The organism is Bordetella tumulicola (assembly GCF_965138755.1).
Taxonomy (GTDB): Bacteria; Pseudomonadota; Gammaproteobacteria; order Burkholderiales; family Burkholderiaceae_B; genus Bordetella_A; species Bordetella_A tumulicola.
Genome location: NZ_CBCSFP010000013.1, coordinates 11,832 through 33,418, shown reverse-complemented (window position 1 = coordinate 33,418; position 21,587 = coordinate 11,832). Strand labels below are relative to the sequence as shown.

General features: G+C 60.8%; 19 protein-coding genes. 10 read left to right on the top strand and 9 right to left on the bottom strand.

Annotated features, from left to right (window positions below):
• Nucleotides 1-47 precede the first annotated feature (47 nt).
• Nucleotides 48-701, bottom strand: coding sequence for a glycerol-3-phosphate 1-O-acyltransferase PlsY (plsY, locus tag ACNAZS_RS23135; RefSeq protein ID WP_415792884.1), 654 nt, complete (start codon nt 699-701; stop codon nt 48-50).
• Nucleotides 702-883: 182 nt separating this feature from the next.
• On the opposite strand from plsY, the gene surE reads away from it, so the two are divergent.
• The 6 genes from surE (at nt 884) to ACNAZS_RS23105 (ending at nt 5,942) form a co-directional block, all read left to right on the top strand.
• Nucleotides 884-1,642 (top strand): 5'/3'-nucleotidase SurE, encoded by a 759-nt coding sequence (gene surE, locus ACNAZS_RS23130; protein WP_415792883.1) that lies wholly within the window; start codon nt 884-886, stop codon nt 1,640-1,642.
• Nucleotides 1,627-2,445, top strand: a complete 819-nt coding sequence (locus ACNAZS_RS23125) for a protein-L-isoaspartate(D-aspartate) O-methyltransferase (RefSeq protein WP_415792882.1) — start codon at nt 1,627-1,629, stop codon at nt 2,443-2,445. Before surE ends, ACNAZS_RS23125 begins: the two co-directional genes overlap by 16 nt.
• Nucleotides 2,446-2,462: 17 nt before the next feature.
• A complete protein-coding gene (locus tag ACNAZS_RS23120; RefSeq protein ID WP_415792983.1) occupies nt 2,463-3,422 on the top strand; it encodes a peptidoglycan DD-metalloendopeptidase family protein in 960 nt (319 codons plus the stop codon).
• On the top strand, nt 3,419-4,210 hold the full coding sequence (locus ACNAZS_RS23115) for a 3'-5' exonuclease (RefSeq protein WP_415792881.1): 792 nt from the start codon (nt 3,419-3,421) through the stop codon (nt 4,208-4,210). The genes ACNAZS_RS23120 and ACNAZS_RS23115 overlap by 4 nt, the downstream gene beginning before the upstream one ends.
• A gap of 218 nt (nt 4,211-4,428) precedes the next feature.
• The gene (locus ACNAZS_RS23110; RefSeq protein WP_415792880.1) at nt 4,429-5,106 is read left to right on the top strand and encodes a hypothetical protein; all 678 of its coding nucleotides are present in this window, start codon (nt 4,429-4,431) and stop codon (nt 5,104-5,106) included.
• A 518-nt stretch (nt 5,107-5,624) separates the two neighbouring features.
• Nucleotides 5,625-5,942 carry a helix-turn-helix domain-containing transcriptional regulator gene (locus tag ACNAZS_RS23105; protein ID WP_415792878.1) on the top strand — a complete coding sequence of 106 codons (318 nt, stop codon included), beginning with the start codon at nt 5,625-5,627 and terminating at the stop codon, nt 5,940-5,942.
• A 27-nt stretch (nt 5,943-5,969) separates the two neighbouring features.
• On the opposite strand, the gene ACNAZS_RS23100 is transcribed toward ACNAZS_RS23105, so the two are convergent.
• The 8 genes from ACNAZS_RS23100 to ACNAZS_RS23065 all read right to left on the bottom strand — a co-directional run bounded on the left by ACNAZS_RS23100 (nt 5,970) and on the right by ACNAZS_RS23065 (nt 13,887).
• The gene (locus tag ACNAZS_RS23100) at nt 5,970-6,779 is read right to left on the bottom strand and encodes an SDR family NAD(P)-dependent oxidoreductase (protein WP_415792877.1); all 810 of its coding nucleotides are present in this window, start codon (nt 6,777-6,779) and stop codon (nt 5,970-5,972) included.
• A 67-nt stretch (nt 6,780-6,846) separates the two neighbouring features.
• A complete protein-coding gene (locus tag ACNAZS_RS23095) occupies nt 6,847-7,170 on the bottom strand; it encodes an NIPSNAP family protein (protein WP_415792876.1) in 324 nt (107 codons plus the stop codon).
• Between the two features lie 43 nt (nt 7,171-7,213).
• The gene (locus ACNAZS_RS23090; RefSeq protein ID WP_415792874.1) at nt 7,214-7,735 is read right to left on the bottom strand and encodes a TRAP transporter small permease; all 522 of its coding nucleotides are present in this window, start codon (nt 7,733-7,735) and stop codon (nt 7,214-7,216) included.
• Nucleotides 7,732-9,012 (bottom strand): TRAP transporter large permease, encoded by a 1,281-nt coding sequence (locus ACNAZS_RS23085; RefSeq protein ID WP_415792873.1) that lies wholly within the window; start codon nt 9,010-9,012, stop codon nt 7,732-7,734. The genes ACNAZS_RS23090 and ACNAZS_RS23085 overlap by 4 nt, the downstream gene beginning before the upstream one ends.
• A gap of 63 nt (nt 9,013-9,075) precedes the next feature.
• A complete protein-coding gene (locus tag ACNAZS_RS23080) occupies nt 9,076-10,068 on the bottom strand; it encodes a TRAP transporter substrate-binding protein (protein WP_415792872.1) in 993 nt (330 codons plus the stop codon).
• An 80-nt stretch (nt 10,069-10,148) separates the two neighbouring features.
• A complete protein-coding gene (locus ACNAZS_RS23075; RefSeq protein ID WP_415792871.1) occupies nt 10,149-11,834 on the bottom strand; it encodes a thiamine pyrophosphate-binding protein in 1,686 nt (561 codons plus the stop codon).
• Nucleotides 11,835-11,844: 10 nt separating this feature from the next.
• The gene (locus tag ACNAZS_RS23070; protein WP_415792870.1) at nt 11,845-12,819 is read right to left on the bottom strand and encodes a tripartite tricarboxylate transporter substrate binding protein; all 975 of its coding nucleotides are present in this window, start codon (nt 12,817-12,819) and stop codon (nt 11,845-11,847) included.
• A gap of 162 nt (nt 12,820-12,981) precedes the next feature.
• Nucleotides 12,982-13,887 (bottom strand): helix-turn-helix domain-containing protein, encoded by a 906-nt coding sequence (locus ACNAZS_RS23065; protein WP_415792869.1) that lies wholly within the window; start codon nt 13,885-13,887, stop codon nt 12,982-12,984.
• A 388-nt stretch (nt 13,888-14,275) separates the two neighbouring features.
• Between ACNAZS_RS23065 and kdpA the strand changes: the two genes are divergently transcribed.
• The 4 genes from kdpA (at nt 14,276) to ACNAZS_RS23045 (ending at nt 21,586) form a co-directional block, all read left to right on the top strand.
• Nucleotides 14,276-15,991 carry a potassium-transporting ATPase subunit KdpA gene (gene kdpA / locus ACNAZS_RS23060; protein ID WP_415792868.1) on the top strand — a complete coding sequence of 572 codons (1,716 nt, stop codon included), beginning with the start codon at nt 14,276-14,278 and terminating at the stop codon, nt 15,989-15,991.
• Between the two features lie 11 nt (nt 15,992-16,002).
• Nucleotides 16,003-18,042: a potassium-transporting ATPase subunit KdpB gene (kdpB, locus tag ACNAZS_RS23055; protein ID WP_415792867.1), complete on the top strand. Its 2,040-nt coding sequence runs from the start codon at nt 16,003-16,005 to the stop codon at nt 18,040-18,042.
• Between the two features lie 10 nt (nt 18,043-18,052).
• The gene (gene kdpC, locus ACNAZS_RS23050; RefSeq protein ID WP_415792866.1) at nt 18,053-18,712 is read left to right on the top strand and encodes a potassium-transporting ATPase subunit KdpC; all 660 of its coding nucleotides are present in this window, start codon (nt 18,053-18,055) and stop codon (nt 18,710-18,712) included.
• A gap of 153 nt (nt 18,713-18,865) precedes the next feature.
• Nucleotides 18,866-21,586 carry an ATP-binding protein gene (locus ACNAZS_RS23045; protein WP_415792865.1) on the top strand — a complete coding sequence of 907 codons (2,721 nt, stop codon included), beginning with the start codon at nt 18,866-18,868 and terminating at the stop codon, nt 21,584-21,586.
• Nucleotide 21,587 lies beyond the last annotated feature (1 nt).

The following is a 21,587-nucleotide window of genomic DNA, read 5'->3' as shown; positions in this document are numbered from 1 at the left end:
GCCGGGCCGGCCCAAGGCAAAAAACGCCCCCTTGGGGGGCAGCAAGCCTACGGCGCCGCGTGGGGGCCCTTTTTCCCGCCGATGCGGCTTTCTTTGCCGGTCAATAAGCGGCCGATATTGGCGCGGTGGCGATAAAACAACAGCAGGCTGATGACGGCCAGGGCAATGCCTACGGGGGCCTGGGCATACCAGGCGACGCCCGAGCCAAACAGGTAATACACCGGCGCAAAAAAGGCTGCCACCAGAGCGGCGAGCGACGAGTAGCGCGAGAAAACGGCAATGATCACCCAGGTCAGCGCCGTGGCCAGCGCCAGCATCGGATGTATGGCCAAGAGGATGCCCAGCGCGGTGGCCACGCCCTTGCCGCCCTTGAATTTCAGGAAAATCGGGTACAAATGGCCCAGGAACACGGCCAGCGCCACGAAGGCGTAGCCATTCCACGATAGGCCCGGCGCCAGTTTGTGGGCCAGCCATAGCGCAAACCAGCCTTTGGCGGCATCGCCCACCAAGGTTAGCGCCGCGGCCACTTTATTGCCGCTGCGCAGCACATTCGTCGCGCCGGGATTTTTCGATCCGTAGCTGCGGGGGTCTTGCAACCCCATCAGCTTGCTGACGATAACGGCGAATGGAATCGAACCAATCAGATACGCCAGCGCAATCAGCGAGGCACTGAACAGGAACGAGGGAGCGGTCTGCACCATGAGAAAGCATCCATTGCATAAGGGTCGTGGCTGCGGATTCTACCGCGCGAGCGGCACGGGCGCGTCTGCGGGTTATCCATATGCGTCAAGACCAGGCACAATCCGCATGCCGCTTTCGGGCGGACATTCTCCAGCGGTACAATCGACGGCGTTTTACTTCGTGTGATTTTTTTGGATACACAATGCGAATTCTGGTGTCGAACGATGATGGTTATAGCGCCCCTGGGCTCGAAGCGCTGGTTGACGCGCTGCAAGGGCTAGGCGAGATCACCGTCGTCGCTCCCGAGACCAATCACAGTGGCGCGTCAAATTCCCTGACCCTTAACCGCCCCTTGACGGTGCGCACCGCCTCCAATGGCTTTGTCTGCGTCAATGGCACGCCCTCCGATTGCGTTCACGTGGCATTGACGGGGTTGGTAGATGCCCGGCCCGATCTGGTGGTATCGGGGATCAACAATGGCGCCAACATGGGCGACGACACCCTGTATTCGGGCACCGTTGCGGCCGCTGCCGAGGCCTATTTGTTCGGGATTCCCGCGATTGCCTTTTCGTTAGTTGAAAAAGGGTGGGAACACCTGGAATCTGCCGCGCGCGCCGCTCGTGTCGTGGTGGAACGACAAATCGCGCAGCCGCTGGCCGCGCCAGTCTTGCTTAACGTCAATATTCCGTGCCGGCCTTTCGAGCAGATGGGCGGCTTGCAAGTCACCCGCCTGGGCAAACGCCATCCGTCAGAGCCCGTCGTTCGCACAACGACACCCTATGGCGATACGGTGTACTGGATTGGCCCCGTCGGCTTGGCGGCTGACGCCTCGCCAGGAACGGATTTTCACGCGATTCTCCAGGGGCAAGTGTCGGTAACACCCTTGCGCCTGGACTTGACCCAACACAGCCAACTGGACGAGATCCGAGGCTGGGCGGAGCCACTATGCGCAAGCCTGTAATTCCGCCAGATCAGCCGGGTCGTCCCAGGACGACCGCGAGTTACAACAAGACGGGGTTGGCGCCCGGCTTTACCGCGACCAATAGCAACACGCGTATTTCGCCCGCCACCCTGGTTCGACCTGCGCCTGCCGGCCAACCTGCGGGCAAGGCCAGCAATCTGGGCCTGAATTCCGATCGTTTGCGCCAGGCCATGGTGCAACGCCTGCGCGATGGCGGGATCACCGACGAGCGTGTGCTCAACGCGATGGCGGCAGTGCCGCGCCATGTCTTTGTGGATGAGGCTTTGGCGAGTCGTGCTTACGAAGACGCCGCGTTGCCGATCGGGCACTCGCAAACGATTTCTCAACCGAAGATCGTGGCGCGGATGATCGCCGCCGTGTGCGAAGACCGCGAGCCGACCCGTGTGCTGGAGGTCGGTGCCGGTTGCGGCTATCAAGCAGCCGTTCTCGCCCAGTTTGTCCGGGAAGTGCACGCGATCGAACGCATTCGCGGGCTTTTTGAATTGGCTCGCAGCAATCTGCGTGCTTTGCGTTTGGCCACGCGCGTACGCTTGATTCACGGCGATGGCATGATAGGGTTACCCGGCATCGCGCCGTTCGATGCTATTGTTGTGGCTGCGGCCGGGCTGGCTATCCCCCAGGCGTTGTTGACACAGTTGGCGCCGGGCGGCCGTCTGATCGCTCCCGAGGGCACGTCCAACCAGAGATTGGTGTTGATTGAACGCACTGGTACTTCGGCTTGGAAGCGCACCGAGTTAGAGGCGGTACGTTTTGTACCGCTTCGGGCCGGAATACAATCTTGAGCAACCAGGAGAACTACATGCTCAACCGGCAGTTATCACTGACCAAACAATCATTTCCCCAGGTGTCGTTTGCTCGGCTGACGCGTCGCGCGGCATGGGTAGCCGGTGTCTTTGGCTTGGCGTTGATAGCGGGGTGCTCGAGCACCACGACGCGCGCGCCGGTCGTCGATTTGTCCAAGGGCGGATCGTCCGGCGGCGTCGGCACCGCGCAACCCGGCCAGACCTACGTGGTCAAGCCCGGCGATACGCTGTACCAGATCGCTCGCAGCTACAATCTCGACGTCAACACGCTCAAGAGCCTGAACAACATCAACGATGCGAATCAACTGAGCGTCGGACAGGTCCTCACGCTGACGGGCACGACGACCGCGAGCGCCGCGACCTCGACGACGCCATCGTCGTCCGCGCCGTCCTCGTCCACCACTACAAAGCCGGTGCCCCTGCCGGACAGTGCCACGGGCACGACGTCGCCGACCACTCCGTCCGATACGACACCCGGCACGACACCGCCGGATACGACGCCTCCTGTTGTGACGCCGCCCGCCACGGCGACGACACCCTCCACGCCGCCTGCCAGCACCGAACCCCCGCCTCCGCGTGCCGACGATGCCAACCTGATTAGCTGGGGATGGCCCGCCAGCGGCCCGATCACGCAATCCTTTACCACCGCCGCCAAGGGCATCGACATCGGCGGCTCGCTGGGCGCTCCCGTGGTCGCCGCGGCCGACGGCAAGGTGATGTACAGCGGCAACGGCGTGCGTGGTCTGGGTAACCTGATCATCATCAATCACCAAAATGGGTTTATTACCGCCTACGCACATAACCAGACTCTGTTGGTGAAGACGGGTGCGGCCGTCAAGCGCGGCTCCAAGATCGCCGAAATCGGCCAGAGCGACACCACGTCGCCGCGACTGCATTTCGAGATCCGCCGTCAGGGCACCCCGGTTGACCCGCTGAAGTACCTGCCGGCGCGATGACCCCGACACTCGTCTTTGACCTGGAAACGCTGCCCGACATAGACGGGTTGCGCAAGCTCAATGGATGGGGGCCCGACGTGCCCGACGATGAGGTCGCCGAGCGTGCCTTTCAGGCGCGCCGCGAGGCCGTCGGGCACGATTTTCTGCCACTGCATCTACAACGCATCGCCGTCATCGGCTGCGTGTTTCGCGATGACCAGGGCTTTCGTGTCAAAACCCTGGGGCAACCCGACGACCCCGAGGCCACCCTGATCAATGGCTTCTTTAAAACCATCGAGCGTTATACGCCCAGGCTGGTCAGCTGGAACGGCTCGGGGTTTGATTTGCCGGTGTTGCACTATCGTAGTCTGATTCATGGTGTGCCCGCGCCGCGCTATTGGGATACCGGTGACGAGGACCGCGACTTCAAGTACAACAACTACATCAGTCGTTATCACAACCGTCATATCGACCTGATGGACCTGCTGGCCAAGTACAACGGGCGTGCCAATGCGCCACTCGACGAGCTTGCCAAGCTTTGCGGTTTTCCCGGCAAACTGGGCATGGACGGCGGACAGGTATGGCCCGCGTGGCAAGCCGGTCGCGCAGACGAGGTCCGCGCGTATTGCGAAACCGACGTCGTCAACACCTGGCTCGTGTATTGCCGATTCCGTTTCTTGCGCGGCGAGCTCGACACAGCGTCCTATCAAGCCGAGATCGACCTGGTACGCGAGACCCTGCAGGCCAGCAATGCGCCGCACTGGCAGGAATACCTGGCGACCTGGGACGCGACGCCCTCGACGCCCTGAGCCTGCGCTGTGAGCCTGTCCTGAGACTGCGCTAGCGGGCAGGGCGGTACAGCGGGGTGGTGCCAGACCGCGGCGTTTTGTCAAAGCCGCGTGCCATGTCAAACCAAAGCGACTCTGCCGCGCAATCGACTGAAATATTCCCCGCCGATCCGAAATTCGCTTGTAACGGCTCAAACCGGACAATGGCTTCGCGTTCCACTCTTTCAGGAGTTCACAATATGTCCCGATACGCGATCCGTTCCTCTCTGGCTGCCCTGGGTTTCATCGTTGCCGCTACCGGCATGTCCGGTACCGTCATGGCCGCGTCCGAAACCGCACCGACTGCGGCTGAGACTAAACAAAATACCGACAAGCTTGGCGAGCGTCATGGTCATTATGGTGATAAACACGGCCATCGTCATGGTGGCAAGCATGGCTATCATCACCGTGCCGAAATGCGCGACGGGTTTTTTGTGCCTGGTGTAGGCCCGCTGTCCAAGACGCAGGTCGAGTCGCTTAAGCTCGATGCCAAGCAACAAGCGTCCTTTGACGAGGCCAAGCAAGCGCAGACCGACATGTTCAAAGCCATGCGCGAACATGGTGGCAAGCGTCACGAACTGCTGTCGACACAGCTCCAGGACGGCAAGCTCGATCCGCATGCCCTGATCGCCGACGAAGACGCTCGCCGCGAAAAATTCCGCGAGCAATCCACCGAAGTCCGCGGCAAATGGCTGGCTGCCTGGGATAGCCTCAACAGCACCCAGCATCAGCAAGTGACCGAGTGGGTCAAAGAGCGCCAAACCAAATTGGAAGCGCGCAAGGCCAAGCGGCAAGAGCGGCTGGCGCAACGCCAGGCCCGCCACGACGCCAAGGCGGCAGATGAAGCCAAACCCGCTCCGGCTACCTCAGCCAATTAATGCCTGATTAATTACCCTTGATCTGGTAGCCCGTACGGGGCAGTTGCTTAACAGCGACTGCCCCGTTTGTCGTGACTGCACGGGCCGTGGGGTATATGGGTGAAGGCAGCACTGATGTCGCAGCGATGGAGCTCATCCGTTCGGATTCTCATGTCCACGCCGGGAGTCGAAGAGGCATCGTTGTCAGTGCGTAGGACAGGTCTGATATTTTTATATAACTGGCTAAATATCCAGTATTTCGCCTGGCGACGATAGCATCAACGACATGAACATCAACACGGAACGCGGTCGCGACACCGATGCGGTAGGTAATGTTTTAGCGAGTAAGGTTTTAGCGAGTAAGCCTTCTGCCTGGTCTTCAGCCTATCCAGTAATTCGATCTGATTGACTGTTATTCGTTAATAAACGAAAATGACTTCCTACCGAATTGAACATTATCTGACCGCTAACGAGCAGCACGATCATTATTTGAATTGGGGCTGTGAGTTATTGGCAGGACTGGCAAGGGAGAAATGACGATGAGAAGCAGGGGACATGATGAGGCGATGGCCGAGCTGTATCGCAGCGATCCGGCCCTTGCTCTCGATGTGATCAATGGCGTGCTTGAAGACGACAATCAGGCGGAGTTGCTGACTGTGCTGCGACAGCTTGCGCAGGCGTTCGGCGGCGTACAGATGGTGGCGGAACAGGCACACCTGAACCCGACACAGCTTTATCGGACGCTATCACCCAAGGGGAATCCCGCCTTGAGTAGCCTGACGGCTATTCTCAAGGCGATGGGACTACGGTTGGCGGTGCGGCCGATACACTCATCGGCCGCTGCACACGCAACTTAAAAGCGCCACCGTGAGGAGGCCGCCTTCTTACTCTGACGGACGCGTGGCGGTCAGCCCCGTTGGGGCGCCGTCGATCGCTGTCCAGCCACCATCGACGGCCAGCGAAGTGCCGGTGATGTAGCTGGCCGCGTCCGATGCCAGGAAGGCCACGGCCGAACCAACTTCCGAGGCCTGGCCCCAACGGTTGAACACGGTATGGGATGCGTAGGTGTCGTAGATGTCGCGGCGTTCTTTCAGGGGCGCGGTGAGCCGTGTTTCGATAACGCCGGGCATGACGGCGTTGACCCGTACACCATAGGCGCCGGCTTCGGCGGCGAATCCCTTGATCATCTGGGCAATACCGGCCTTGGATGCCGCGTAGATGCCCAGGCCCGGCTCGATCGTGACTGCGCGCATCGACGAGCACAGCACCAGGCTGCCACTGCCCTGTTTCATCATCGGCGCGCCGAACGCGCGCAGAAAGCGAAACGCGCCTTTGAGATTCAGGTTCATGACCTGGTCGAATTCATCTTCGGTGTAGTCCACGATCAGTTTGCGGATATTCAGCGCCGGCGTGGTGACCGCAATGTCGACCCGGCCGTGCGCGGATAGCGTGCGCGAGGCCAGCTCGGCAATGTCGGCACCGCTGGCCCCGTCTGTCGTATGCCATTCGGCTGAACCCGATAGAGCGATTTGTTCCGCGGTGGCCTGCACGGCCTGCGCATCGCGATCGGCGCACACCACATGCGCACCCAGTGCACCCAGTGCATGGGCCGATGCTTGGCCGATGCCTGATCCGGCGCCCAGCACGACGGCAATCTTGCCGGTCAGATCAAAAAGTTGACGGTAGTTCTGCATGATCGATACTCGTATGGCGGATAAGGTAAGGAACGGGTAGCAGGCCTTGGACCTGGCCCGTTCGCGGTCAGGCTTTCGGGGTAAAGAAAGACACCGGCGTCATCAGTTGATTGCGCTGTGCCAACAGGCAACCGGCTTCGGCACTGCGGATCAGGTACTGGGCCCACTCGGGATCGGACTGCAGCGCGGCGCGCTTGCGCGCGCGATCGGCGGCGTCTTCGTAAACCCAGATGTGCACGTAGCTATTGACGTCGCCGGTTTCGGTCTGCATGTAGGCCAGGGGTTCGCCCAGATGGCGGCGTTGCACATCAAAGCCGTGCTCGGCATATAGCGCCAAGTGTTTCTTGATCTTGCCGGGATGGCACGTATAGGTTCTGACGTCGTAAAGCATAGAAACGCTCCGGTGTTGGGGGGATGAAATCGATCTGCGCCGGCTACTGCAGGCGTGTCTCGGTGACGGTTGGGGCTGGTTTGGGCGATGTGGCCCGAATGGCGAGCCAGACGTCGCGTAGTGCATATAGCGTCATCAGCAGGCCAGCGATCGGCAGGCAGGCATAGGCCCACGCCTGCGGTAACTCGAGTACGGGCGTCGTCGCGGCCGTGCGGGCAACGAAGCGGGCGCCATACACCAGCAGCACGCCGGCAAATAGCAGTCCCACCAGTGCGACGATCAGTCGATGCAGCCGTTGCCCGGACTTGCCGGCCAGATAGTCGGGTAGCAAGGTGATCGTGAAGTGATCACACTCACGCCAAAGCGCGCTGGCGCCGATAAAAACCATCCAGGCAAAAAGCGTGGTGACGACTTCGTCAAACCAGGCGATTCCGAACCAGCCGGTTGCACGGCCGATGATATTGATAGCCAGTAAAACTGTCAGGCTGACCAGGCAGGCGATGGTAAAGAGCCGTAGCGTCGCGCCGATGGCGCGATCCAGGCGAATGAGCAACGTGTCTTTCATAGCAGCGTCCTCGGCAGCCACAGTGAGACGGCGGGCCAATAGGCCACCATCAGAGTGATGGCCGCAATGGCGATCAACAGTGGCCACAATTCAGCCACGATCTCTCCCACTTTGACCCCCGACACACTGCTGACCGCAAACAGCAAAATACCGACCGGTGGTGTCAGCAGCCCGATCATCGAACACATGACCATCAACATGCCGAACTGAACTGGATCCATGCCGATCTGGGTGATGATGGGCATGAAAATGGGTACCGTGATGATGATGACGGCCACGCCCTCGAGGAACAGACCGAGGGCTATCAACACCAGGACGACCAGCGCAGTGATTTCCCAGGGTACCGTCGACACGGACATGATGGCCTGGATCATCGCGTCGGGAATGCGTTTATGCACCAGGAACCAGGTCAGGAAGCCGGCCGAGGCGATGATAAACAGCACGCGCAGCGTGTGCTGCAGCGCCGTCCAGATGATGCCTGGCAGATCGGACACGCGGAATTCTTTGTAGACGAACAGTCCCAGTGCCAGGCAATAAAGGACGGCGATGACGCCGCCTTCGGTGGGCGTGAAATAACCGCTGGCCAGACCACCGATGATGATGACCGGCGCCAGCATGGGAAGCAGCGCGCCCATGAACGATTCGCGCAATTCACGCAGACTGGCGCGGCGTTCAACGGGGTACCGCCGATGCCGCGAGATGAACCAGATCGCAATCATCAAGGCGGCAGTCAACAACAGGCCGGGTACGATGCCCGCAATAAACAGCTGCACGACCGAGACGCCCGTCAGGCCACCGAAGATCACCATGGGAACACTGGGCGGAAAGACTGGGCCGATCGTTGCCGACGCGGCCGTGACGGCGGCCGAGAACTTGGGCTCGAAGCCCGCATCGTTCATTGCCTTTATCTCGACCTGACCCATCCCGGCGGCATCGCCCACGGCGGTGCCCGACATGCCCGAGAAAATCAGGCTGCCCACGACATTGACCTGCGCCAGTCCACCGGTGAAGTGGCCAACGAGGGCATGTGCGAACCGGAATATCCGGTCGGTGATGCCGCCCGTGTTCATCAGCGAACCGGCCAGAATAAAGAACGGAATGGCCAGCAATGTAAAGCCCGATGAGGCAGAGTACATGCGCTGCGCAATCATGGTCAGGGCTTGTAGCTCGCCTGCCAGCATATAGCTGATGATCGCGGTGACACCCAGCGCCATCGCGATGGGCACTCCGAACATGATGAGGGCCAGGAGGCCGCCCACGACGAATACGGCTTGCATAGGATTTCCCTTTGTGTTGCGGCGAGGCGGATCGGCGCTGCGTGCGCCGTCCGCGCGACGCACTTATTTCGACAACATGTCCAGGAAAGTCTTCATGTTTTCTTGACCGGCGTAGTCGGCCACCCGGTCATAGGCGGGTTGCATGAGCGCACGGAACTTGGCGATGTCGGGGCGTGTGACCTTCACGCCCGCGGCCTCGATCTTGGCGATTTCGGCGGATTCTTGTTCGGCGACGAGCTTGCGCATGAGCAGGCCGGCGGATCGGCTTTCTTCACGCAGGATGGTTTGTTGCTCAGGTGTCAGCTTTTCCCAGCTTGAACGACTGATCACGTGTGTCATGCTGTTGTAGACATGCTGAGTCAGCGCCAGATTTTTCTGCACTTCGTAGAGCTTGAAGTGATAGATCACGCCGATGGGATTCTCCTGGCCGTCGACAACGCCCTGGTTCAGCGCCGCCACCAGTTCCGGAAAAGCGATCTGCGTGGTTGTGGCGCCTGCCGCCTCCAGTGCCGCCATGATCTGCAATTCCGGAGGGGTCCGCAGCTTCAGGCCTTTCATATCCTCGGGCGTATTGATCGGGTGCTTCGAATTGGTCACATTGCGAAAACCGTATTCCCAGGTCGACAGCAGCACCAAACCCTTTTTCTCGAGGCGCGGCGCGACCCAATTATAGAAGGGGCCATCCAGCACCCGGTGTGCATCGGCGTAGCTCGAGAATGCATACGGCGTCATGACGGTCGCGAAGGCTTTCTCGTACTTGTCCAGGGCGCCCTGCGTGGGCAGATTCATGTCAATGACGCCCATCGTGGTTTGCTCCAGTTGATCGGGCGGCGAACCTAATTGATTGGCGGGATACAGTTCGATCAATACGTCGCCGTTCGTGCGTGCCTCGACGTTTTTCTTCAGTTGCAGCGCGGCGGTATGGGCGGGATGTGATTCGGCCGCGAAATGGGCTAGCTTGAGTGTGGTGGCGGCCTGTGCCCCCGCCAGTGATGTCAACGCCAGACTTGCCGTCAGCATCAGACGGATAAGTGGGTGAGCTGAGGTCTTGTGCATTACTGTCTCCTTTTTTGTGGTGGTTATATGCCGCTTGTTACGGCTTTTCTACGGTGGCCCTGTGGGGGCGCACACGTTGTTTACACGGCGGCGCGCAACGCGCGTTCGCGAAGTTCGCTCAAGGTGGCGCGCGGCGTCAGGATCTCGGGCTCGATTTCAAGCTCTATCAAGGTTGCACCAGATGAGGCCAGCGCGCGCTGCAATGCCGGCGCGAACCCGGCGCTATGGCTCACCCGTTCGGCCTGTAGTCCGAACGATTGCGCGTACATGACGAAATCCGGGTTGCACAGATCGGTTCCGATGGGGCGGCCGGGGTAATTGTTCTCTTGATGCATGCGGATCGTGCCGTACATGCCGTTGTTGAAGACGATGAACACGATGGCCAGGCCATATCGGCGTACCGTAGCCAGTTCTTGCGAGGTCATCAAAAAACAGCCATCGCCCGCCAGACAGACGACCTGCCGATTGGGGTGATGCAACTTGGCAGCGATCGCCGCCGGCACACCATATCCCATGGCACCGCTGGTGGGAGCAAGCTGGCTGTGCGGGTGCGAGAATGGGTAGTAGCGATGTGCCCAGGCGCTGTAGTTGCCAGCGCCATTGGTCAGAATCGCATCCGGTGCCAGAGTATCGCGCAACGTCACGATGACCTCGGCCGGGTCCAGCCGCGCGTCGCGAGGCGTCGGTACGACATAGCGTTCGTAGTTGCCGCGCAACGTCTCGCGCCATGCCCGGCGCGGTGTCGAGTCGACCGAGGGCAGGGCGGCCGCGGCTTGTGCGAAGGCATTCATGTCACTTTGCACCAGGACTTCCGCCTGATAGACGCGGCCCAGTTCTTCGGCCGCCGTCAGCACATGGACGAGCCGCTGACGCGGCACAGGTACGTCGAGCAGCGTATAGCCGCTGGTCACCATTTCTCCCAGCCGCGTCCCGACGGCGATCAGGACATCGGCCTCGCGCACGGCATTGGCCAGCGCCGGATTGACGCCGATGCCAACCTCGCCGACGTAATGGGAATGACGGTTGTCAAACAGGTCTTGTCGACGGAATGCGCAGGCCACGGGCAGATCGTTCCGTATGGCAAATTGCGTGATGGCTTCGCGCCCGGACAGATCCCAGCCTGTGCCACCGAGCAGCAGTAATGGGCGCTGGGCCTGCGCCAGGCAGGCGTGCAGGCGTTGCATGGCGTCGGGCGCCGGATGTGCCTGCGGTACGATGGCCACCGCGGTGTCGATCGGGAATGCCGATTCCGTCAGCATGTCTTCGGGCAACGCCAGCACGACAGGCCCGGGCCGACCGGACTGCGCGACCGCGAATGCGCGGGCCATCAATTCAGGGACGCGCGCCGCATCGTCTATCTGGGCCACCCACTTCACAAAGGGGCCGAACATGCGCCGATAGTCGATTTCCTGAAAGGCCTCGCGTTCAATCATATCGCGGCCGACCTGGCCCACGAGCAGGATCATCGGCGTAGAGTCCTGGAAAGCGGTGTGCACGCCGATGCTGGCGTTCGTGGCGCCCGGTCCCCGGGTCACCATGCAGACGCCGGGCCGGCCCGTCAGTTTTCCGTGTGCCTCGGCCATGAAGGCGGCGGCGCCTTCGTGGCGGCAGGCGACGACACGTATCGCGTCCTGATGGGAATACAGCGCGTTCAGGACATCGAGATAGCTCTCGCCCGGCACGCAGAAGACCGTATCGGTATGTTGTGCAAGCAGGGCATCGACAATCAGTTGTCCGCCGGTGCGCAGTCTGGAATGGTCGCTCATTATTTATCCGTCAGTTGACCGAAGCGCCAGAGGCTTCTACCAGCGCGCGCCAGCGCTCCACTTCCTGTTCCACATAGGGTTGGAACGCGGCATGGCCGTCACCGATGGGATCGGCGCCCAGGCTCTTGAGTTTGTCTTGCACGGCGGGTGCGGCCACACTTTCGGTAATGGCGGTGGATAGGCGTTCGACGACATCGGGCGGTGTGCCGGCGCGCACGAACAGACCAAACCACGAGCGCGCCGTCATGTCAGCGAAGGGCGTTTCGCTGAAAGCGGGCACGTCAGGCAGTGCGGTGTGCCGCTGTTTGCCCGTTACGGCGATGGGCTTGAGGCGTCCCCCCTGTACCTGCGACAGGACTTCGGGCAGGTTGGCGAACATGAACTGGACCTGTCCGCCAATCAGATCATTGAGCGCGAGCGCGCCACCCTTGTAAGGAACGTGGATGGCGTGTCCATCGGACAGCGAATTGAATTGTGCGCCGGCCAGGTGCGCAGCCGTTCCGGTGCCTCCCGAGGCGTAGGCGATTTTGTCGCCCTGGGACTTCACGTAAGCCGACATCTCGGCGGCGGTGCCGGCGGGCACCTGGGTATTGACCACCAACAGCAAGGGAACGGACGCCAGGTTGGACAGGCCAGTCAGGTCTTTGGTCAGGCTGTAGTCCAGGTTACGGTACAGGGTGGCATTGATGGCGTGACTGGACGTCGCCATCAGTAGCGTATAGCCGTCCGCATCGGCACGGGCTGCCGCACTGGCACCTATATTGCCGTTGGCGCCCGCGCGGTTTTCCACAATAACGGGTTGTCCGAGCTTGTTGGCCATTTCGTCGGCCACGGTCCGGGCAATGACATCGGTGGCGCCACCGGCCGCGAACGGGACGATAATGCGAAGCGGTCGTTCAGGGAAGGCGGCGGCAGCAACACCGCAGGACATCGCCAGCGTCGTCGCCAGCAAGGGGCGCAACAGGCGCGCAAGGGTCTGGTTCATATATGTCTCCGATTGTGCCCGGCCATTCGAGGGTGGCCGTGGGTAAGCGGTCATGGATGCCACGCCGCGTGGCGGCAGGCATTCGGCTTGAAGACACTGTACGCAGGATAGGAAGATGACCGTTAGGACGGATCAGTGCTTGAATTGCACTTTTTCGCGGCGTCAGTCGCGCAGGCTGAGAAAGGTGCGGCGAAACTCGCCCGGCGTCAGCGACGTGTGCTTTTTAAAGAAGCGGGTGAAGTAGGCCGGATCCTCGAAATTCAGATGAAAGGCGACCTCGGCAATGCCGGCTTCGGTATTGCTCAGCAAGCGCTTGGCCTCGAGTACCACGCGATCCTGGATCAGTTGGCCGGCAGTGCGGCCCATCGTACGCTTGACGGCTTCGTTGAGCTGGCGTTCGCTGACAAACAGGGCATCAGCATAATCGCGGATGCTGCCGAATGTCAGATAACGTTCTTCGATCAGCAAGGTGAATCGCTTGACCAGCGAATAGCTGGGGCCGGCGGTGAGCGTGCGTTCATCCACCGGATACAAGCGGCGCAACTGAGTCAGCAAGATAAGCAGGTACGAGCGCACGACGTCATAGCGGCCCAATTGACGTGCTTGCACTTCCTGCTCCATGGCCTGCAACAGCGGCAACATGTCGTCGTGTTGTTCCGCGCTGAGATACAGCACCGGGTGGCCGCTGGTGGGGTGGAAAAAGGGAAACTTGGCGATATCGTCGGCACGCGGAAACATATGCGTAAAGAACGCCGTGCTGATATTCAAGACATAGCCTTGCGGCGCCACCGACGAACTCCAGGCGTGCAGTTGTCCCGGCGCCAGGAAAAATACCGAGCGATCACGCACATCGAGATGCTGAAAATCCAGCATGTGCGTACCGTGAGCCTGCGTCATCCACAAGATGTGATAGTAGGCGTGGCGGTGCGGAAAGCCGCGCGGGATCTCCGGTCGGCTTTGCAGTCTGACCAAATCGAAATAAAACGATCCTTCGCCCGCAAAATCCGTGGATTCGAATGTGGGAAAGTCCGCTGTGTGGCCATGGTCGGCATCAAGCGCCCGGGTCATATCGGTATAGGCTCAGGTTGATTATGGTCGTGCCTTCGAGGTGAAAACTTTACCACTGTCGTCGTGCACTGCGTCCCAAGGCGGTGCTATTCGTGCTGGTTTGCAGTGAATACACGCCGACGCGGTTATTGGCCGCGCGATCTGCGGGATTTACGCAGAATTTACGCAAAAAGCCCTTCCTTGAATAGAGAATTTACGGGACTTAGTTGAATACTTGAGCATGGCTATTTCGCCATTTATTAGCGAAGAACAAGCATGCTTTTCAAGAATACTCGGCCGGTTGGCCCTGGGGCATATGAACAGCGCGAGGCTCGGCGGCACCCACGGCGCCGATGTGCTGCGCCGCGCACGCCCATCCGGCACATAGGTGTCGACGGAGTTTCCCATCATGATTGAGTTCTTATTGTTTCTGGTGCTGGTGATTGTCCTGGGGTGGCCTCTGGGCCGCTACCTGGCGGCGGTCATGCGCGGCGCACCCATGCGCAGTGACTTCCTATTTCGCTGGATCGAGCGCCCCATTTATGGGCTGCTGGGCACTCGCTCTGAGACCGGCATGAGCTGGCGCGGCTATGCCAGCGCCTTTCTGTTGAGTAATTTGTTGCTTGCGCTGGCGGTCTGGGTGATTTTCATGACCCAAGCCTGGCTGCCGTTGAATCCGGACGGCATCCCCAACATGAGTTGGGACTTGGCGCTGCACACGATGGTGTCCTTTCTGACGAATACCAATCAGCAGCACTATTCTGGTCAAGCCCAACTCTCCTACTTCTCGCAGATGACGGGAATCGTCGGCCTGCAGGTCATCACGCCCGTGATGGGATTGGCGGTGGTCGCGGCTACCTTGCGTGGTTTATTCGGTGGTCGTCAAGCCGGCATGTCACAGGTTACGGGTGATTCCACTGTCGCGATCGATGTCGGCAACTACTGGACAGATGTGACGCGTGCGACGCTGCGCTTCGTGTTACCGCTGTGCCTGATTCTGTCGGTGCTGCTCACTTCCCAAGGCGTGCCGGCCACGCTGCAGGCGGGCCCCGTGGCCAGTCCGATCGATGCGCCCGCGGAGTTCAAGGAACAGAAAATCCCGCTCGGTCCGGTGGCGCCGATGGTGGCTATCAAGCAGTTGGGTAGCAATGGCGGGGGATGGTACGGCCCAAACAGTACGGTTCCCCTGGAAAACCCGACGCCGCTATCGAATTTTCTGGAACTGCTTGCCATCGCCCTCATTCCGGTATCGATCATTTTCATGATCGGCGCCTTTACCGGTCGCAAGAAGTTCGGCGCCATGGTTTTCGGGACGATGTTGACCCTATCCGTGGTCTCCATGGGATTGTCGCTGTGGTCGGAGGCTTACAACACCGCGTCGGACAGTGCCCTGATGGAGGGTAAGGAGGTGCGCCTGGGGGCGGATGCCTCCGCTTTGTGGGCCGCTGCCACCACCCAGGTCAACAACGGCTCGGTCAACCTGATGCTGGATTCGGCGGCGCCGCTGACGGGCATGGTGGCGATGTCCAATATGTTGATCAACGCCATTTGGGGCGGTGTCGGTTGCGGGCTGCAGCAATTCATCGTGTATCTGTTGCTGAGTGTGTTCATCGCGGGGTTGATGACGGGCCGAACGCCCGAGTTGTTCGGTCGAAAAATCGAGGGACCGGAAGTCAAGCTCCTTGCCGTCCTGGTGCTCTGGCAGCCATTGGTGATCCTGGGCTTTACCGCCGTCACGCTGGCGGTGCCCGGCCTGGCGGGCAATTCCAACCCCGGGTTCCATGGCATCAGCCAGGTGTTCTATGAATACACCTCTGCCTTTGCCAACAACGGCTCCGGCTTTGAAGGCCTCGGCGATGCGACCCTCTGGTGGAACGTCACCTGCGCCTTTGTGCTGGCCGCGGGGCGCTATCCCGCGCTGGTCATTCCACTGGCGATTGCCGCCATGCTGGCGCGCAAGCGTCGCGCACCCGAGAGTTCGGGCAGCCTGCAGGTGGAAACGCCCACCTTTGCCATCACGCTGATTGGCATTGTCGTCATTCTTACGCTGTTGCAGTTCATGCCCGTGCTGGTCCTTGGCCCCGTTGCCGACCATCTGGCCCTGATGCCGCTACTGGCACGTTGAAGGAACCCAAATTGAATACGACAAACGATAACGAACGCTTCAATCGTTCGGGTAAAACTATCGAGCCTAGTCTCAAACCGGCGTTGATCGACGCATTCGTGAAACTCGCCCCGCAGCACATCGTTAAAAATCCGGTGATGGCCCTGGTCTGGGCCGGTACGGTGCTGACGGCAGGTGCGACGTTGGCGGGTTTCGCGACGCCCGGTTTCGGTTGGGCGGTGACGGTCATTCTGTTCATCACGGTCTTGTTCGCCAACTTTGCCGAAGCGGTTGCCGAGGCTCGCGGTCGAGGCCAGGCGGCATCGCTGCGACGGGCGCGCAAAAACTTGATGGCGCGCCGCATCGACGAGTCGGGCAAAGAAACGAGTATTCCGGCGTCCGACTTGCGCGCGGGCGACCAGGTGCTGATCGAAGCGGGGCAATTGATCCCGGCCGATGGCGAGATTGTGGAAGGCCTGGCCACGATCAACGAAGCGGCCGTGACAGGTGAATCCGCCCCGGTGCTGCGCGAAGCTGGCACCGATCGCTCGGGCGTCATCGGCGGCACCACGGTGCTATCGGACCGCATCGTCGTGCGTATCACGGCCGAACCTGGCAACAGTTTTCTCGATCGCATGATCGCGCTGGTCGAAGGCTCTAATCGGCAAAAAACGCCTAACGAGATTGCGTTGGGCATCCTGCTGATGGTGATGACGCTGACTTTCACGATCGTGGTAGTGACATTACCGTTCATCGGTGGTTTTGTGGGCGTGGAGGTCAACATCGTGTTGCTGATCGCGCTGCTCGTCTGCCTGATACCCACGACCATCGGGGGCCTGCTGCCGGCCATAGGCATTGCGGGTATGAACCGCGCCCTCAAGGCCAATGTGCTGGCCAAGTCAGGCAAAGCCGTGGAAGTCGCGGGCGACGTGGATGTGCTGCTGCTGGACAAGACCGGCACTATCACCTACGGTGACCGCCAGGCCGTTGCCTTTCATGCATTGGCCGCAACGGATGCTTCCCAATTGCGCCAGGCCGCGCTGCTGGCGTCGCTGGCCGACCCTACGCCCGAGGGCAAGTCCGTCGTTAAGCTCGCCCGCGAGCAGGGCGAGCAGATCGCGGATCCGGACAACGCCCGCTTCGTGCCGTTCTCGGCCCAGACTCGCATGTCAGGCGTGGACCTACCGGGTGAGCGTGTGATCCGCAAGGGTTCTCTGGATGCGATTGCTCAACATGTGCAATCCCTGGATGGGCACATTCCCGCCGAACTGCAAGCTCGCGTGACGCAGGTTGCCCGCACCGGCGCCACGCCGCTGGTGGTCAGCGATGGTCGCCACGTACTGGGCGTCATCGAACTGTCCGACGTGATTAAACACGGCATCAAAGAGCGCTTTGCACGATTACGCGAGATGGGAATCAAGACGGTGATGATCACCGGCGACAATAAACTGACCGCGGCCAGTATTGCCGCCGAGGCGGGGGTGGACGACTATATCGCCGAGGCCCGGCCCGAGGACAAGCTCGGCCGTATTCGCGCCGAGCAAGCGAGCGGGCGACTTGTAGCCATGGTGGGCGACGGCACCAATGATGCACCGGCGCTCGCTCAGGCCGATATCGGTTTAGCGATGAACTCCGGCACACAGGCGGCCAAAGAGGCCGGCAACATGGTGGACTTGGATTCCGACCCGACCAAGCTGTTGGCGGTGGTCGAGATTGGCAAACAGCAACTAATTACCCGCGGCGCGTTGACCACCTTTTCGCTGGCCAATGATGTCTCAAAGTACTTCGCGATCCTGCCTGCCTTGTTCGCGGTCGCGATTCCGCAAATGGCCGTCCTGAACGTCATGCGCCTTTCCAGTCCGACCAGCGCAGTGTTATCCGCGTTGATCTTCAACGCCGTGATCATTCCGTTGCTGATTCCGCTGGCGCTACGCGGTGTGCGCTTCAAGCCCGCGAGCGCAACAGCGCTGCTGCGCAACAACATGTTGGTCTACGGTGTGGGTGGCATCCTGCTTCCCTTCATCGCCATCAAACTGATCGACGTCGTGCTGTCGGCGCTGTTCAATGTCTAAGGAGAATGTCATGACGACTTCAACGACTCCCACCGTGTTCACGGCTTCGTCAGCGGCGTCCGGCGTTTGCGACAAGGGTGTGCTTCGGGCCGCTATGGGGCTGACGGTGATTGTCCTCGTCGGATTCGGTTTCGTATATTCGCTCGTGGGTGTAGGGTTGGGCCAGGCATTTTTCCCCAACGCCGCCAACGGCAGCCTGATCGAACTTAATGGCAAGGTCATCGGCTCCGCTTTAGTGGCGCAGCCATTCACGAGCGATCGCTATTTTCAACCTCGTCCTTCCGCCTCCAGCTATAGTGCCATGTCGCTGGCGGGCAGCAACCAGGCGCGCACCAACCCCGATATGCGCAAGCGACTCGATGAGACCCGGGCTGCCGTTGCACAAAGGGATGGCGTGGCGCCGTCCGTCGTCCCCAGCGACCTGGTCACTCAGTCCGGCGCCGGGATCGATCCGCACGTAAGTCCGCAGGGCGCAGCCATCCAGATCGACCGCGTGGCACGTGCCCGAGGCATCAGTCCTGCGACGGTCGTGAAACTGGTCGGGCAGCACACCGAATCGCGCCAGCTTGGCGTGTTGGGTCAGCCGCGTGTGAATGTGCTCGAACTCAACATCGCACTGGATAGCCTGCCGGCCAATACGCCCGTCCGGTTACCGGCACGCACCCAATGAGCCCGCTGAGCGCATACTTGCCGTCACCTGTGGCGGCAAGACCTGCCTCGGGGCCCGTATCGTCGGCAAGGCGTAATCTATGGGTGATGAGGGGTTCGGTGAAAAAACCCCGGAACGCGGCAGCAAGGTGCAAGTGGCAACGGGTGAGAGGCGATGGGATCTGAACGTACAGAACAGGCGGATGCCTTGATCGGCGAGTTGCGCCGACAGGCGGCGGGCAGGCTTACCGTGTTTCTCGGCGCTTCGCCCGGGGTCGGGAAGACCTACGCCATGTTGACCCGTGCGCGCGAATTGCAACGCCAAGGCATGGACGTCGTCATCGGGATCGTCGAAACGCATGGGCGCAGTGAAACCCAGGCATTGATCGACGGTTTGCCTTCGATTTCAAGAAGGCAGATCGAGTATCAAGGCCGGCCTCTCGACGAAATGGACCTCGACGCGCTGCTGGCCCGCAGGCCCGCCGTGGCGCTGGTGGACGAGTTGGCGCATCGTAATGCGCCGGGCAGTCGCCATGAGCGGCGATGGCAGGATGTCGATGAACTACTCGACGCCGGCATCGATGTGTACACCACCGTTAATGTCCAGCATCTGGAGAGTCTGAACGATGTGGTGCACCAGATCACCGGCATCCGCGTCAGCGAGACCGTGCCGGACGCCGTATTCGAGCGGTTACGCGACATTCGGTTGGTGGACCTGCCCCCGCGTGAGCTGATTGAGCGCCTCAATCAGGGGAAAGTCTATATGCCGGAGCAGGCCAATCAGGCACTGCGGTCCTTCTTTTCACCGTCCAATCTGACTGCATTACGAGAGTTGGCTATGCAGACCGTGGCCGATCACGTTGATTTGGATCTGAGGGAAGCCCGCACAGCCCGAGGGCTAGATGACATTGCCATTCAGCGTCACGTGCTGGTGGCTATCGACGGTCGAGGCCAATCCGAATATCTGGTACGCGCCGGCTGGCGGATCGCGGAACGGCGGGGCGCACCGTGGTCGGTGGTCAACGTCGAGACAGGCAAGTCCGTGGCAGCCACACAACCCAGCGACCTCGATCAGATTTCCAGCCGTCGGAATACGGCCAAACGCGCCGCGCAGGCGCGCCAGATGGAGTTGGATAAGGCGTTCGCACTGGCTCGCAGCTTAGGAGGGGCTACCGAGATCCTGCACGGCACGGACATTGCGCAGGCACTGCTGGACGCGGCGGCGGCACGGGGAGCCCGCTCCATCGTGATCGGCCGCACTCGGGAGCGGCCGATCGCACGCATTTTCAATCGCACGCTCACGCAGCAACTGCTACAACGTGGCGCGCGCTACGAGCTGACGATCGTCAGCACGCCTCAGATCAAGCAGCGGTCATGGCATTTGCCTGATTTCAACCGTGAACGCCTGGCGCGCCGAGAGCCTGCTCTAGTGCTTCTCGCGACGGCGGGAGCCATTGGTGCCGCGGCGCTGGGCAAACGCTTCCTTGACCTGGAAGACCTGTCCATGGTGTTCTTGGTCGCGGTTCTGTTGGTTGCCTCCCGCACTCGAATGATCACGGCGTTTGCGACGGCGGTGCTCTGTTTCCTGGCGTATGACTTTTTTTTCATCGAACCTTTTTTTACGCTGTTCATCGGTGCGCAGCGCGGTGTGGCGACGGTTCTCTTGTTCCTCGCGGCAGCCCTCATCGCGGGCCGGCTCGCGTCTCGACTACGCATGCAGGTGGTGGCCCTGCGCGCGGCCAACACTCACGCGACGGCCATGCAGAACCTGGGCAGGCAGTTGTCCACGGCTGCCGATCTTGGGCAGGTCATCGGGGCAGGGGCCGCTGTCCTGCAAGCGACGTTGCAAGCAGAGGCGTGGATACGCATCAACGGCGAATCCGGCCCGCAGGCTTGCGAGCGGAACATCAGTGAGAAGGACAAGGCCGCGATCGACTGGACACAACGGCATGGCCAGCCCAGCGGTCGCTATACCGACACCCTCACGCAGTCGGCCTGGTGGTTTCTACCTGTGCTCTCGGGCCAGGACTCATTCGGTGTCGTGGCCTTGAGGTTTCCGTCGGCGATGACACGCCTGACCTTTGAGCAGCGACGTTTGGCTGAAAGCATGGTCGAGGACATCGGACAGGCCGCCCTGCGCACGCGTTTGGTCTCCGACCTCGAGGTGGCGCGGGTGACCGGCGAGACCGAGCGTCTGCGTTCAGCTCTGCTATCCTCGGTCTCACATGATCTGCGCTCCCCATTGTCATCAATGATCGGTGCGGCAGATAGTCTGGCTAGCTATGGCAAGGACATGAGCCAGGAAGATCGACAAAGCCTGTTGGAAACCATCAGTCTCGAGGGTGAACGACTGGATCGCTACATCCAGAATCTGTTGGACATGACACGCCTGGGCCAGCAAGGATTGACCTTGACACGCGACTGGATCGGCGTCGACGAACTGATCGGGGCCGCCTCTCGTCGTCTGCAACGTTACGTATCACATGCCAAGGTCGACGTCGACATTGCGCCAGACTTTCCTCTGGTACACGCGCATCCCGCTCTCATTGAGCAGGCGCTTTTCAATGTCATGGAGAACGCAGTCAAGTTCTCACCCGAAGGCGAAGCCATTCGGGTGGCTGTCCGGCGTAACGGCGAGGGGCAGCTTCAAATCGATGTCTCCGACAACGGTCCGGGTATTCCTGAAGACGAGCGACGCAGGATATTCGACATGTTCTACAGTGTCGAACGTGGCGACCGTGGGCGGCATGGAACCGGCTTGGGATTGACCATCGTACAAGGCATCGTCGGTGCGCACATGGGAAAAGTCGATGCCTTGCCGGGGCCAATGGGCCGGGGTACCACCATTCGCCTTACTCTCCCTTTGGCAGAACAGCCCACATTGAAGAGCACTTGAA